This window comes from Streptomyces sp. NPDC111628, from assembly GCF_055635195.1.
The window spans coordinates 750,700-763,363 of sequence record NZ_JBVKBZ010000002.1 but is presented as its reverse complement, the minus strand read 5'-3'; the positions used below and the strand labels follow the sequence as shown (position 1 = coordinate 763,363).

Sequence of the window (12,664 nt, the reverse complement as noted above, 5' to 3'; positions counted from 1 at the left end):
CGGGGGCGGCCGGACCTGGCGTTTCCGCGAGCCGCTCACGTACCGTGTGATCATCCGTACGGTCTGCTGCGTCTCTCCGCAAAGGCGGTTCCCGATGGCCATGTTCGACCTTCCGCTCGACGAACTGCACGCCTACCGCAGCGCGTCGGCCGAGCCCGAGGACTTCGACGCGTTCTGGAGCAAGACGCTCGCCGAGGCCCGCGAGCACGATCTGGACGCCCGCTTCGAAGCGGTCGACACGGGACTGTCCACGGTGCGGGTGTACGACGTGACGTTCGCCGGGTTCGGCGGCCACCCGGTGAAGGGCTGGCTGATCCTGCCGGCCGCGGCGGCCGAGCCGTTGCCGCTGGTCGTGGAGTTCGTCGGGTACGGCGGTGGGCGCGGGCTGCCGCACGAGCACCTGCTGTGGGCGTCCAGCGGCCGGGCCCACTTCGTGATGGACACCCGGGGTCAGGGCAGCGCCTGGGGCGGCGGTGGCGGCACCGCGGACCCCGTCGGCGGCACGCCCGCGTACCCGGGGTTCATGACCCGCGGCCTGGACGCTCCGGAGAACTACTACTACCGCCGGGTCTTCACCGACGCCGTGCGTGCGGTCGAGGCGGCCCGTTCGCACCCGCTGACCGACCCGGGCCGCACCGTCGCGCTGGGCGCGAGCCAGGGCGGCGGCATCACGATAGCGGTGGGCGGCCTGGTGCCCGACCTGGTCGCCGTCGCGCCGGACGTGCCGTTCCTGTGCGACTTCCCGCGCGCGACCACGCTCACCGACCGGCACCCCTACCGTGAGGTCGGCCTGTACCTCAAGACCCACCGCGGCCGGACCGCGGACGTGCTGCGCACGCTGTCCTACTTCGACGGCGTGCACTTCGCGGCGCGGGGCCGGGCCCCGGCCCTGTTCTCGGCCGCCCTGGAGGACCAGACCTGCCCGCCGTCGACCGTTTTCGCCGCGTTCAACGCCTGGTCGCACGAGGACCGGACGATCGAGGTGTACGACTTCAACGATCACGAGGGCGGCGGGCCGTACCAGGAGGCCGCGAAGCTGCGCTGGCTGAGCCGCCACGCCTGAGGTTCGTGGGTGGGGTTTCGGCCGAACCGGCGGACCGGGCTTCCCACCTGGTTTAGACCAATGGTACTTCTGGTGGCGCACCGAGCCCGCGCGGCTACCGTACGTCATCAACAGGAGGCGCGGCATGGCCCGCACCACCCCGCACGACCAGCCCCCCGCCGATCCGGCACCCGCTCCGGCACCCGCCGACGCCCCACCGCCCCTGTACCGACGGGTGGCGGACCAACTGCTCGGCGAGTTGCGCGACGGGACCGTCCCCCCGGGGGAACGGCTGCCCGGGGAGCGCCGGCTGGCGGAGCACTTCGGAGTCAGCCGGGAGACCGTGCGGCAGGCCCTGGACGTGCTGCGCAGGGACGGTCTGCTCACCACCGACCGGCGGGGCAGTCACGTCGCCCTGCCGGGGCCGCCGGCCGGAAGTGCGGCGCCCCTGGTCTTCCCGGTCGGCGCCCGGGCGGCGGAGCCGCGCACCGGCGACCGTGCCACCGTCGTCTGGGGGACGCCGCCACCGGAGCACGCCGCGGCGCTGGGGCTGGTGCCGGGCCGGCCGACCCTGATGCACCGCTACACGTCGGCGGCGGCCGGCGGCAACGGCAGGCGGAGTGCGGTGACATCGTTTTCCGCCGTGGCGCTGGCCGAGGTCGAGGAACTGGCCCGTTACCGCGACCGGGCCGACGGGGTCGCCTGCGCGCAGTTGCGGCGGGCCTACGACTGGATGCGCCGGGCGGGCCTGACGCTGCATCACCGGGACACCATCACGCTCCAGCCCGACACCGCGTCGGTCCGGGTCGTGCGGCGGGTGCACGACCAGTACGCGCGGCCGCTGGAGATCACCGACCTGCTGGTGGACACCCGACAGGACGCTCTGGTCTACGAGTTCACGCTGCCGGCGGCCGGCTGACCCGCCGTCCTACGGGAGTCGCCGGGCCACCACCAGCCGGACCCGCGGGCTGCCGTCGGGGCGGTGTCCGAACTCCGGCAGGGCGTACAGGTCCGTCCGGAAGCCGGCCCGCGACAGCTCGCGGCCCACGTCCCCGAGCCGGAACGTCCGGTAGTACATGACGAACGGCGGCCGCCGCAGCGCGTTGCGCACCCGCATCGCCGCGTCGAAGCCGAGCAGCGTCCAGTACCCCGGGGAGCCGGGCCGGGGCGGGGCGACGACGGGGAAGGCGAAGCAGCCGTCCGGCCGGAGCACGGAGCGCACCTGGCCGAACAGGCCCGGCAGTTCGCGGGGCAGGAAGTGTCCGAACGCCCCGAAGCTCACCACGAGGTCGAAGGCGGGGCCGAAGGGCAGGGCGCGGGCGTCCGCGCGGACCCAGGAGACCGCCGGGCCCCGTGGCAGGGTGCGCCCGCGCGCGACCTCCAGCATGCCCGTGCTGAAGTCCACCCCGGTCACGCCCCGTTGGCACACCCGGGCCAGTACGTCGACGCCCGCGCCGGTGCCGCAGCACAGGTCGAGTCCGGTGGCGAAGGGTCCCAGCGGCTCCAGCCCGCGGGCCACGGCGTCCAGCACCCGGTCCGGCGTCCGGTACGGAGTGTGGTCGAACTTCGGGGCGAGCAGGTCGTAGCCGCGCTCGACCGAGGACAGTGCCTGGACGGCGAGTTCGCGCAGGGTGGGGCCTTCGGGGCTGAACATCCGGTCAGCCTAGGGCCTGTCTGACAATTCGCGTCGTCGCCCGAAGGGCGGCCGCGCGGCGTCAGGTGCGTGCTCTCGGTGTGCCGGCCCCAGATCCGCGTACTGGCCGTACTCGGGTCTGGGGCCGGTGCGGCGAGAGTGCGTGCATGGCGTCGGGCGGCAGACGGGAATTGTCAGACAGGCCCTAGGGCCTGTCCGGCGGGCCCCGCGGGTGCGCGGCGCTCGTCGAGCACGGCGAGTACGCGCTCGCACCAGCGGGCGTTCTCCCGCTCGAACGTGATGCCGGCGGCCAGGGTGAGGTAGGGCCCGACGCGGTCGGCGTCCCGGAGGTGTTCCTCCTCGGTGCGGCCGTCCAGGAGGCGTTCCCGCACCCGCTCGTAGCGGGCGAGTTTGCCCAGCGCCCAGGCCCTGCGCTCCTCGACCAGCGCGCGGACCGCCGCCGGGTCGACGCCGTCCATGGCCTGCATCTTGATCAGGAACTCGTCGCGGATGGCGGTGGGCCGCCGGGTCGGCGCGGCGGCGAAGACGGCGAGCTGCTCCCGGCCCGCCTCGGTGAGCGAGAACAGCCGCTTGGTGGGCCTGCGTTCCTGCGGCACGGTCCGGGCCTCGATGAGTCCGTCGCCCGCGAGGCGCTCCAGCTCCCGGTAGAGCTGCTGCGGCGTGGCGGGCCAGAAGTTGGCGAGCGACACGTCGAACACCTTGGACAGCTCGTAGCCCGAGGCCTCGCCCTCGAGCAGGGCGGCCAGGACGGCGTACTTGAGAGACATGTCGACACGCTAGCAAGCGGGGGCCAGGCCGACTACTCTACTCCACACTTATTCAATTAGTTGATTATGAAGGAGTTGCGATGCGGGCATTCCGCGCGGCGGTCGAGGCACACGACCTGGACGCCGTCGAAGCACTGCTGGCCGACGACGTGGTCTTCTCCAGCCCCGTCGTTTTCAAGCCCTACCGGGGCAGGGCGATCACGGCGGCGATCCTGCGCGCGGTCGAGCGCGTCTTCGAGGACTTCCGCTACGAGCGGGTCATCGGCGAGGCGGACGGCCGCGACCACGCCCTGCTCTTCGCGGCACGGGTGGGCGACCGCGAGATCAGCGGCTGCGACTTCCTGCACCTGGACGCGTCCGGCCGCATCGACGAACTCACTGTGATGGTGCGCCCGCTCTCGGGCGCACAGGCCCTTCAGGCAGCCATGGCCGCGCAGTTCGAGCGGATCGCCGAGGAGGCGCAGGCGACGCAGCAGACGCAGGAGGCCCGGGCGCGTTCGGCGGGCTGAGCCCCGCACGGGACATCGCGGAAACCGGAACAGAATCCGCACCGGCCGCGTTGCAGGTGGGTGGGGCGTGACTTGCCCCACCCGCACCGCCACGGCGCACCGTGGTAGGCTGCACTCAGCACTTGTGTACGCCCCCCTTGATCGGGGCGCCGGTGCCAGTTTCCCTTCGGTTCGCGGATTCGCTCGTCCTGATGCGACCGGCTCGTCCGCTTCTCAGCGCAACCTCGTGAGCGGGGCCCGTCCCCGCCCTGTCCGAGGTGCTGTTCTCCGCCGTCCGGAGGCGTGTCGTCCGACCCCTCGCGCGGCTTCCCCCCTTCCTTCCGCATGTCCCATGCCCGTGTCCTCGAAAGGACCGACCACATGACCACCACACTCGAACACCCCCCTGTGCAGCACTCCCCGGCCGACATCGCGAGCGGCGTCCTCGACGTCGAAGCGGGCGGCAAGGGGCGCCTGCGCGGCAAGAACCTGCAGCCCGAGCCGGCCGATCCCGCCCTCTCCCCCGCGCTGATCCGCCGGTACGGGCTGCGCAGGGGCGATCTCGTCGAGGGGGTGTGCGGCGACCGGCGCACCCTGACCGACGTCGTCCGCGTCAACGGGCGTACGCCCGACCGGCGGGACAAGCGGCGGCACTTCGCCGACCTGACCCCGCTGCACCCGCACGAGCGGCTGCGGCTCGAACACCCGGCGGCCGGCCTCGCCGGACGCGTCGTCGATCTGATCGCGCCGGTCGGCAAGGGCCAGCGCGGCCTGATCGTCGCCCCGCCGAAGACCGGCAAGACCGTCCTCCTCCAGCAGATCGCCGCCGCGGTGGCCGGCAACCACCCCGAGGCCCGGCTGATGGTGGTGCTGCTCGACGAACGCCCCGAAGAGGTCACCGACATGCGGCGTTCGGTGCGGGGCGAGGTGTACTCCTCGACCTTCGACCAGAGCGCCAAGCAGCACATCGCGCTCGCCGAGCTGGTGATCGAGCGGGCCAAGCGGCTCGTCGAGGCCGGGGAGGACGTCGTCATCCTCCTCGACTCCCTCACCCGGCTGTGCAGGGCCCACAACAACGCCGCCTCCTCCGGCGGCCGCACGCTCAGCGGCGGCGTCGACGCCGCGGCACTGCTGGGTCCCAAGCGGTTCTTCGGCGCGGCCCGCAAGGCGGAGGAGGGCGGTTCCCTCACCATCCTCGCCACCGCCCTGGTCGAGACCGGCTCGCGTGCCGACGACTTCTACTTCGAGGAACTGAAGAGCACCGGCAACATGGAACTGCGGCTGAGCCGGGAGCCGGCCTCCCGCCGGGTCTTCCCGGCCGTCGAACCGGTCGGCTCGGGCACCCGGCGCGAGGAGTTCCTGCTGTCCGGTGCCGAGACGACCACCGTGCGCGGCCTGCGGCGGGCCCTGGGGACCCGGGACGGACAGTCCGGCCTGGAGACCCTGCTGGAGCGGTTGCGCCGGACGCCGGACAACGCCACGTTCCTGCGGCAGGTCCAGCCGACGCTGCCCGCCGGCTGACACCTCCCCCCGACGGCACCGGCCGGCACCGACCCTCGGCCCGCGCTACGGCATCCGGGTGTTTGCGGGGCGGACCCGGCCCGGTCAGCGTGGCGGTGCGGGGGACCGTTCCTACGTTTGCGGTATGACTATCGGATTCTCATCCCGGGCGGTTCGATCCACCTGCATGCTCTGCGCGGCAGGGCTGCTGACGCTCGTGCCCGCCACCGCGGCCGCCCGCGCGGGGCGGCCGGACCCCGGCCCGTCCGGTGGTGCGGCGGCGGCCCGGTCGTCGCCGCTGTACCGCTCCGGCACCCAGGTCCGGCCGCACCCCGCGGCGCCCCGGGTTCCCGAAGTCTCCGCCCTGTCCTGGGTCGTGGCCGACGCCGGTACGGGCGACGTGCTGGCGGCGAACGACGCGCACCGCGAGCTGCCGCCGGCCAGCACCCTCAAGACGCTGTTCGCGCTCACGGTGCTGCCCGCCCTGCCGGGCGGCATCCGGCACGAGGTGGACCCCGAGGACCTGTCCGGCATCGGTCCGGGCAGCAGTCTGGTCGGTGTCGTCGAGGGCCAGACGTACCGCGTCTCCGACCTGTGGAACGGCGTCTTCCTCAACTCCGGGAACGACGCCGTGCACGTCCTCGCCTCGCTCACCGGCGGCTGGAGCGCCACGGCGGCCCGGATGCAGGCCGAGGCCCGCGCGCTCGGCGCCCGCGACACCCACGTCCGCTCGCCCGACGGGTACGACGCCCCGGGCCAGGTCTCCTCCGCGTACGACCTGGCCGTCTTCGGCCGGGAGGGGCTGCGGCGTCCCGACTTCGCGCGGTACTGCGCCAAGGTCGACGCGATGTTCCCCGGCCGCGACGGGAGCTCGTACGGAATCATGAACACCAACCGGCTGCTCACCGGGGCCGACGGCGTGGAGCCGTACCCGGGTCTGATCGGGGTGAAGAACGGCTACACCAGCAACGCGGGCAACACGCTCATCGCCGCCGCCCGCCGCGACGGACGGACCCTGGTCGTCACGGTGATGAACCCGCAGGAGGGCGGCGGCCACGCCGTGTACGAGGAGGCCCGGGCACTGCTCGACTGGGGCTTCGAGGCGGACGGGGAGGTCGATCCGGTGGGCTCGCTGGTCCCCGAGGGCGACCGGCCACCGCACGGACCGCAGGCCGTACCCGCGGCGGTGACCGCGGCGAAGCCGGCCGAGGACTCTCCGGGCTGGCCCCAGACGGGCGCGATCCTCGGGGTCGCGGGTCTCGGCGCGGGCGTCATGGCGCTCGCCCTGCGCCTCAAGCTCGTCCGGGACGACGGCAGTTGACGGGGGTGCCGGGCACGTTCAGAACACCGACAGTCCCGTGAGCGTCGTGAAGCGGTCCAGGGCCGCCACCCCGGCCACCGAGTTGCCCCGCTCGTCCAGGCCGGGGCTCCACACGCACAGCGTGCAGTGTCCCGGCACGACCGCGATGATGCCGCCGCCGACCCCGCTCTTGCCCGGCAGACCCACCCGGTGCGCGAAGTCGCCGGCCGCGTCGTAGGTCCCGCAGGTCAGCATCACCGCGTTGATCTGCTTGGCCCGGCTGCGGCTGAGCAGCCGGGTGCCGTCGGCGCGGATGCCGTGCCGGGCCAGGAATCCGGTGGCCAGGGCGAGGTCGGCGCAGGACGCGGCGACGGAGCACTGACGGAAGTACTGGTCCAGGAGCACCGGGACGGGGTTGTCGATGTTGCCGTACGACGCCATGAAGTGGGCGAGGGCGGCGTTGCGGTCGCCGTGCGCGGCCTCGGAGGCGGCGACCTCCTCGTCGTGGGTGAGGTCCGGGTTGCCGCTCTCCGCGCGCAGGAAGGCGAGCAGTTCGCCGGCCGCGTCGCCGGTGCGGGTGTGCAGCCGGTCGGTGACGACGAGGGCGCCCGCGTTGATGAACGGGTTGCGCGGGATGCCGTTCTCGTACTCCAGCTGCACCAGGGAGTTGAACGGGTTGCCGGACGGCTCGCGGCCCACGTGCTCCCACAGGGCGTCGCCCTCCCTGGCGAGGTCCAGGGCGAGGGTGAAGACCTTGGTGAGGGACTGCGCGGAGAACGGCTCCCGCCAGTCCCCCACGCCGTAGACCGTGCCGTCCGGTTCGGCGACGGCCATGCCGAAGCGGCGCGGGTCGCGGGCGGCGAGGGCGGGGATGTAGTCGGCGGGCCGGCCGCTGCCCGGGGTCCGCTCGATCTCCTCCGCGATGCGCTCCAGGACCGGCCGGAAGGTCGTCGGTGTGCTCATGATCGCCATTCTCCCTCCGGTGAGGTCCGGACGGCGGGAGGCCGACGGCGGGTGGTCCCCCGCACCGGGGTGGTGCTGACCACACCCCCACTTCGGGGGTAGCCGTCATCCCCCCGCCGAGAGACAGCCCACATACTGTGGCGCATGGCCAACCCAACGGTGCTCGTCGAGAGCCTGCCCACGCCCGCCCAGGAGAAGGATCGCGAAAGGGGAAGCGACTTTTCCGAACTCTCCCGGCGCATAGCCGACGCGGGGCTGCTCCGGCGCCGCCCGCTGTACTACACGGTCCGTTTCGGCGCCGTCGCCCTCGCACTCGCCGGCGGTGTCGCCGCGTTCGTCGCCCTGGGGGACAGCTGGAGCCAGCTGTTCGTCGCGGTTGCGCTCGCCGTCGTCTTCGGCCAGCTCGGACTGGCGGCCCACGACCTCGCCCACCGGCAGGTCTTCACGCGCCGGCGCCCCAGCGAGGCGGGCGGCCTGCTGGCGGCCAACCTGCTGCTCGGCATGAGCTACGGCTGGTGGATGAACAAGCACACCCGCCACCACGCGAACCCCAACCACGAGGAGAAGGACCCGGACGTCTCCCCCGACATCCTGGTGTGGTCGCGGGGCCAGGCCAGCAGGGCGACCGGGCTCCCCCGGTTCGTCGGCAAGCACCAGGCGGCCCTGTTCTTCCCGCTGTTGACGCTGGAGGGCCTCAACCTGAGCTTCAACAGCTTCAAGGCGCTGGGCAGCCGGGCCGTGAAACGGCCGGTACTGGAAGGCACGCTGCTCGTCGTCCACTTCGCCGTCTACTTCGGCGGCCTGTTCACGGTCCTCTCCCCGGGCAAGGCGCTGGTCTTCCTCGCCGTCCACCAGGGGCTGTTCGGGATCTACCTGGGCTCGGTCTTCGCCCCCAACCACAAGGGCATGCCGATGATCGAGGAGGGCATGCGGCTGGACTTCCTGCGCCGTCAGGTCCTGACCTCCCGCAACGTGCGGGGCGGTGCGCTGATCGACGCCTTCATGGGCGGCCTCAACTACCAGATCGAGCACCACCTCTTCCCCAGCATGCCGACCCCCGCCCTGGGCCGGGCCCAGGCCATCACCGAGGCGTACTGCGCCGAGTTGGGCGTGCCCTACCACCAGACGGGGCTGCTGGCGTCGCACCGCGAGGCCCTGCGGCACATGAGGAGCGTCGGGGAGCCGCTGCGCGCCGCACGCTGAGCAGAGCGGTCGGCTGAGCAGCGGTCGGCTGTGCAGCGGTCAGCTCTGCAGCACGCCGGTGCCGAGCAGCCCGAACAGCAGGACGCCGACCGCGATCCGGTAGACGACGAACGCGTTGAAGGTGTGCTTGGCGACGAACTTCAGCAGCCAGGCGATGGACGCGTAGGCCACCACGAAGGAGACGAGGGTGCCGACCGCCAGGGGCGCGGCACCCGCTCCCGTGCCCAGGGCGTCCTTCAGCTCGTACAGCCCCGCTCCGGTCAGGGCCGGGATGCCCAGGAAGAAGGACAGCCGGGTGGCGGCGACCCGGTCCAGGTCGAGCATCAGGGCGGTGGACATGGTGGCGCCGGAGCGGGAGAAGCCCGGGAAGAGCAGGGCGAGGATCTGGGAGCCGCCGACCAGCATCGCGTCCTTGAAGGACGTGTCGTCCTCGCCCCGCTTGTGCCGGCCGGTGCGGTCGGCCCACCACATCACGCCGCTGCCCACGATCAGCGAGCCGGCGACCACCCACAGCGAGGCGAGCGGACCCTTGATCAGGGGCTTGGCGGCGAGGCCGACGAGGACGATGGGGATGGTGGCGCAGATGACCCACCAGGCGAACTTGTAGTCGTGGTGGTACCGCTCCTCCCGGTCGCGCAGCCCGCGGCCCCAGGCGGAGAGGATCCGCGCGATGTCCTTGGAGAAGTAGACGAGCACGGCGGCGATCGCGCCGACCTGGATGACCGCGGAGAAGCCGATGACGGCGTCGTCGTCGACCGGGATGCCCATCAGCCCCTCGACGATCTTGAGGTGTCCGGTGGAGGAGACGGGCAGGAACTCGGTCACCCCCTCGACGGCTCCGAGGACGACGGCCTGACCGATGCTGATGGCGCTCATGGCATCCAGTTCCTACTACACCAGGCTGTGTGCCCGGCGTCAGGTCCAGAGCGCGTCGGCCAGAGTCACCCCCGCGAACGCCGCCGCGAGCCCGGCCGCCACGCTTCCCCCCACGTTCACGGCGGCCTGCAGGCGCGCGCCGGTCTCGGTCAGCCGGAGCGTCTCGTAGGAGAAGGTCGAGTAGGTGGTGAGGGCGCCGCACAGGCCGGTGCCCAGCAGCAGCCGCAGGTCGGAGCCGACCGCTCCGGCCAGGGCGGCGCCGGTCAGCAGGCCGAGGACGATGCTGCCGATCACGTTCACCGTGAAGGTGCCCCAGGGGAAGACGGAGTCGTGCCGGGACTGCACGGCGCGGTCGGTGAGGTAGCGCAGTGGGGCGCCGATCATGCCGCCCGCGACGACGAGCAGCCAGTTCACGACGGCCTCCGGGCCTCGTACCTGACGACCTCGCACGGGTCGAGGGTGACCAGGCCCCCGGTGACGAGTTCGTCGAGCAGCGGCAGGAAGGCCCGGACCCGTTCCTCGGTGTCGACGACCACGACGGCCACCGGCAGGTCCTCGCTCAGGGACAGCAGCCTGGCGGTGTGGACGATCGAGGAGGCGCCGAAACCCTCGACGCCCCGGAAGACGCTGGCACCGGCGAGGCCCGCCGCATGGGCGCGGTGGACGATCTCCGAGTACAGGGGGCGGTGGTGCCAGGTGTCGTTCTCGCCGACGTAGACGGTCAGGCGCAGGGCGCCGCCGGTCAGCCTCGTCATGACTGCCTCCACTTCAGGACCCGGCGGGTGGCCCATGCGGAGAGCCACACCGCCGTGAGTGCCGCGAGCGGGGTCGCGGCGAGGTAGGCCAGGCCGGTGAGGGCCCGGCCGTCGGCGAACAGGGACCGGCTGTCGACGGCGTAGGTGGAGAAGGTGGTGAAGCCGCCGAGCACACCGGTGCCGAAGAAGGGCCGGACCAGGCGGTGGGCGGGCCGGATCTCGGTGACGACCACCATGAACACGCCGATCACGGCACAGCCGACGGCGTTGACCGCGAAGGTCGTCCAGGGAAAGCCCCCGGCCGGTGTCGGCCACCAGAGGGAGGCCGCGTAGCGGGCGGCGGCCCCGGTGCCCCCGCCGAGGGCCACGACCGCGACGACCGGTGCCTGGGTGCGCCACCCGGACCGTCTCGGGGCGGTGGCCCGGATGCCGCCGGGACGCCCGGTCTTCGGGACTGTCATGGTCGTACGTCTCCTACTCGCCGGGCAGGGGGATGCTGGGATGCCCCTGCGCTGGTCAAGTAGGGACCGTTGGCGGCGCCCGTGCCGCGGTTCGGGTACGGCGGGCCCCACCGCCGCGCCGCGCCCGTGCGAGCCGCGGCTGATGCTCAGCGTAACGCCGGGGCGGCGCCCGGGTCATTCCGGGAGGGCACCCGTGCCTGCGGTCCCCGCGCCTACCATCCCTTCTCGAACATCCGGGCCACCTCGGCGATCCGCACCTCGTCGCGCCGGTAGTAGGTGCGGCGGCGGATCCTGGTGGCGCGCAGCAGGCCGAGACGGGTGAGGAGCCCGAGGTGGGTCTCGGCCACCCGGCGGGACACGCCCAGCCGGGCGGCGACGGGGCCCGCGTGGACACCGTGCTCCGCGGGGTCGGCGTGGCGCTGCGGCGGGAAGTGCGCTGCCGGGTCCTTCAGCCACTCCAGGATGTCGAGACGCGTGCCGTGCACGGGGGTCCTCAGCACCTCGTCCTCCCTCCGTGCGGGCCGCCCGGACCGTGTCCCTCCACCTTCCCGCAGCCGGGGCCCGGTTGTCCGGCAACCGGGCCATTTGCACATTCAACCAATATCGGTTCCGGTGCTACCGTTCAGTCATGGGAGCCAGGACGGCCGGTGCGCGGCTCGAGGAACGGTGGCGGGACATCCTGTCGGTGCACGCACGCACGATGTGCGAGATCGACCGGGCACTGCACCCGCACGGCCTGGGCGCGAGCGACTTCGAGGTGCTCGACCTCCTCGTGACCGGGGCGCCCGACGACGGCGACCGGTGCCGGGTGCAGAACCTGGTCGGCCGGGTCCACCTCAGTCAGAGCGCGCTGTCCCGGCTCATCGCCCGACTGGAGAAGGACGGGCTGGTGCGGCGCTCCATGTGCGCGGAGGACCGGCGCGGCGTGTACGTCACGCCGACCTCCAGGGGCCGGGAACTGCACGCCGAGATACTGCCACTGCAGCGGGCCGCGCTGGCCCGCACGCTCGGCGACGACGAAGGCCCCCGCCCCTGACCCGGGACGCGGGCCTCCGCCCCGGCCTCGGCCTCAGCGGGCCAGCAGGGTGCGCACGCCGTCCGAGGTGAGGGTGAGGCGGTGCTCCGAGCCGGCGTCGATCGACAGCGACAGGTCGTCGGCCGGCCACTGCGCGGCGAGGGCGCCCAGCGGCACCATGCGGTAGCGGGAGACGTACGGCAGCAGGTCGGCCATCTCCAGTTCCGAGGTGAACACGGGCACCACCTGGCCGCCGCCCTGCTGCTCCAGGACCGGCAGTGCGAGCATGCCGGGGTCGGCGGCGTCCTGGTCGTTCGCGTCGTCGGGCACCGGCACGAGGACGTCGCTGCCGGCGAGCGTGTCGAGCGCCGCCGTGTTGTCGGCGGTCTCGGTGGTCGCGGTGGTCTCGGCGAGCGTGTCCAGTGCCCGCTGCGCGGGTGTCACGGGGTGGTCGTTCGCGGGTGTCTCCATGGCATTTTCCCTGGTAGCGGCGGCGTTACGGCCCGCACGGACGATCGGCGCGGACATGGTCCAGCCTCGCGTACCCGGTCACCCACGGCGCAACCCTGTTCGAGCCGGGCACTCGATGCCGTACTCATCTGATCAGCGAGGGGCCCACTTGATCGATCGGCAACGCGGT

Annotated in this window: 16 protein-coding genes; 7 read left to right on the top strand and 9 right to left on the bottom strand. The window is 72.8% G+C overall.

Features of this window, described 5'->3' with window-relative positions; translation table 11 throughout:
• Positions 1–94: 94 nt before the first annotated feature.
• Both ACZ7MF_RS11080 and ACZ7MF_RS11075 read left to right on the top strand, forming a co-directional pair.
• Positions 95–1,063, top strand: coding sequence for an acetylxylan esterase (locus ACZ7MF_RS11080; RefSeq protein WP_471475904.1), 969 nt, complete (start codon positions 95–97; stop codon positions 1,061–1,063).
• A gap of 124 nt (positions 1,064–1,187) precedes the next feature.
• Complete coding sequence (locus tag ACZ7MF_RS11075; RefSeq protein ID WP_471475902.1) at positions 1,188–1,961, top strand: GntR family transcriptional regulator; 774 nt, start codon at positions 1,188–1,190, stop codon at positions 1,959–1,961.
• A 9-nt stretch (positions 1,962–1,970) separates the two neighbouring features.
• Here the strand turns inward: ACZ7MF_RS11075 and ACZ7MF_RS11070 are convergent, their stop codons facing one another.
• Positions 1,971–2,696 (bottom strand): class I SAM-dependent methyltransferase, encoded by a 726-nt coding sequence (locus ACZ7MF_RS11070; protein ID WP_471475901.1) that lies wholly within the window; start codon positions 2,694–2,696, stop codon positions 1,971–1,973.
• A gap of 173 nt (positions 2,697–2,869) precedes the next feature.
• Positions 2,870–3,463 (bottom strand): PadR family transcriptional regulator, encoded by a 594-nt coding sequence (locus ACZ7MF_RS11065; protein WP_471475899.1) that lies wholly within the window; start codon positions 3,461–3,463, stop codon positions 2,870–2,872.
• Positions 3,464–3,543: 80 nt separating this feature from the next.
• Between ACZ7MF_RS11065 and ACZ7MF_RS11060 the strand changes: the two genes are divergently transcribed.
• From ACZ7MF_RS11060 to ACZ7MF_RS11050, 3 genes are all read left to right on the top strand, one after another.
• On the top strand, positions 3,544–3,972 hold the full coding sequence (locus ACZ7MF_RS11060; RefSeq protein WP_471475898.1) for a nuclear transport factor 2 family protein: 429 nt from the start codon (positions 3,544–3,546) through the stop codon (positions 3,970–3,972).
• A 360-nt stretch (positions 3,973–4,332) separates the two neighbouring features.
• On the top strand, positions 4,333–5,472 hold the full coding sequence (gene rho / locus ACZ7MF_RS11055; protein WP_471475896.1) for a transcription termination factor Rho: 1,140 nt from the start codon (positions 4,333–4,335) through the stop codon (positions 5,470–5,472).
• A 124-nt stretch (positions 5,473–5,596) separates the two neighbouring features.
• A complete protein-coding gene (locus ACZ7MF_RS11050; protein WP_471475895.1) occupies positions 5,597–6,772 on the top strand; it encodes a D-alanyl-D-alanine carboxypeptidase family protein in 1,176 nt (391 codons plus the stop codon).
• A gap of 18 nt (positions 6,773–6,790) precedes the next feature.
• On the opposite strand, the gene ACZ7MF_RS11045 is transcribed toward ACZ7MF_RS11050, so the two are convergent.
• On the bottom strand, positions 6,791–7,723 hold the full coding sequence (locus ACZ7MF_RS11045) for a glutaminase (protein ID WP_471475893.1): 933 nt from the start codon (positions 7,721–7,723) through the stop codon (positions 6,791–6,793).
• 135 nt (positions 7,724–7,858) lie between these two features.
• Here ACZ7MF_RS11045 and ACZ7MF_RS11040 point away from each other — a divergent pair, with 135 nt between their 5' ends.
• A complete protein-coding gene (locus ACZ7MF_RS11040) occupies positions 7,859–8,917 on the top strand; it encodes a fatty acid desaturase family protein (protein ID WP_471475891.1) in 1,059 nt (352 codons plus the stop codon).
• A gap of 39 nt (positions 8,918–8,956) precedes the next feature.
• Here the strand turns inward: ACZ7MF_RS11040 and ACZ7MF_RS11035 are convergent, their stop codons facing one another.
• The 5 genes from ACZ7MF_RS11035 to ACZ7MF_RS11015 all read right to left on the bottom strand — a co-directional run bounded on the left by ACZ7MF_RS11035 (position 8,957) and on the right by ACZ7MF_RS11015 (position 11,509).
• The gene (locus ACZ7MF_RS11035) at positions 8,957–9,793 is read right to left on the bottom strand and encodes an undecaprenyl-diphosphate phosphatase (protein WP_471475889.1); all 837 of its coding nucleotides are present in this window, start codon (positions 9,791–9,793) and stop codon (positions 8,957–8,959) included.
• Between the two features lie 39 nt (positions 9,794–9,832).
• A complete protein-coding gene (crcB, locus tag ACZ7MF_RS11030; protein WP_356864925.1) occupies positions 9,833–10,207 on the bottom strand; it encodes a fluoride efflux transporter CrcB in 375 nt (124 codons plus the stop codon).
• Complete coding sequence (locus ACZ7MF_RS11025; RefSeq protein ID WP_471475887.1) at positions 10,204–10,548, bottom strand: DUF190 domain-containing protein; 345 nt, start codon at positions 10,546–10,548, stop codon at positions 10,204–10,206. The genes crcB (ACZ7MF_RS11030) and ACZ7MF_RS11025 overlap by 4 nt, the downstream gene beginning before the upstream one ends.
• Positions 10,545–11,009 (bottom strand): fluoride efflux transporter CrcB, encoded by a 465-nt coding sequence (crcB, locus tag ACZ7MF_RS11020; protein ID WP_471475885.1) that lies wholly within the window; start codon positions 11,007–11,009, stop codon positions 10,545–10,547. The genes ACZ7MF_RS11025 and crcB (ACZ7MF_RS11020) overlap by 4 nt, the downstream gene beginning before the upstream one ends.
• A 212-nt stretch (positions 11,010–11,221) precedes the next feature.
• The gene (locus ACZ7MF_RS11015; RefSeq protein ID WP_016327912.1) at positions 11,222–11,509 is read right to left on the bottom strand and encodes a helix-turn-helix domain-containing protein; all 288 of its coding nucleotides are present in this window, start codon (positions 11,507–11,509) and stop codon (positions 11,222–11,224) included.
• A 128-nt stretch (positions 11,510–11,637) separates the two neighbouring features.
• Here ACZ7MF_RS11015 and ACZ7MF_RS11010 point away from each other — a divergent pair, with 128 nt between their 5' ends.
• Complete coding sequence (locus ACZ7MF_RS11010; protein ID WP_471475883.1) at positions 11,638–12,045, top strand: MarR family winged helix-turn-helix transcriptional regulator; 408 nt, start codon at positions 11,638–11,640, stop codon at positions 12,043–12,045.
• A gap of 33 nt (positions 12,046–12,078) precedes the next feature.
• Here ACZ7MF_RS11010 and ACZ7MF_RS11005 read toward each other — a convergent pair whose 3' ends face one another.
• Positions 12,079–12,495 (bottom strand): SseB family protein, encoded by a 417-nt coding sequence (locus ACZ7MF_RS11005; protein WP_471475881.1) that lies wholly within the window; start codon positions 12,493–12,495, stop codon positions 12,079–12,081.
• Positions 12,496–12,664: the final 169 nt, after the last annotated feature.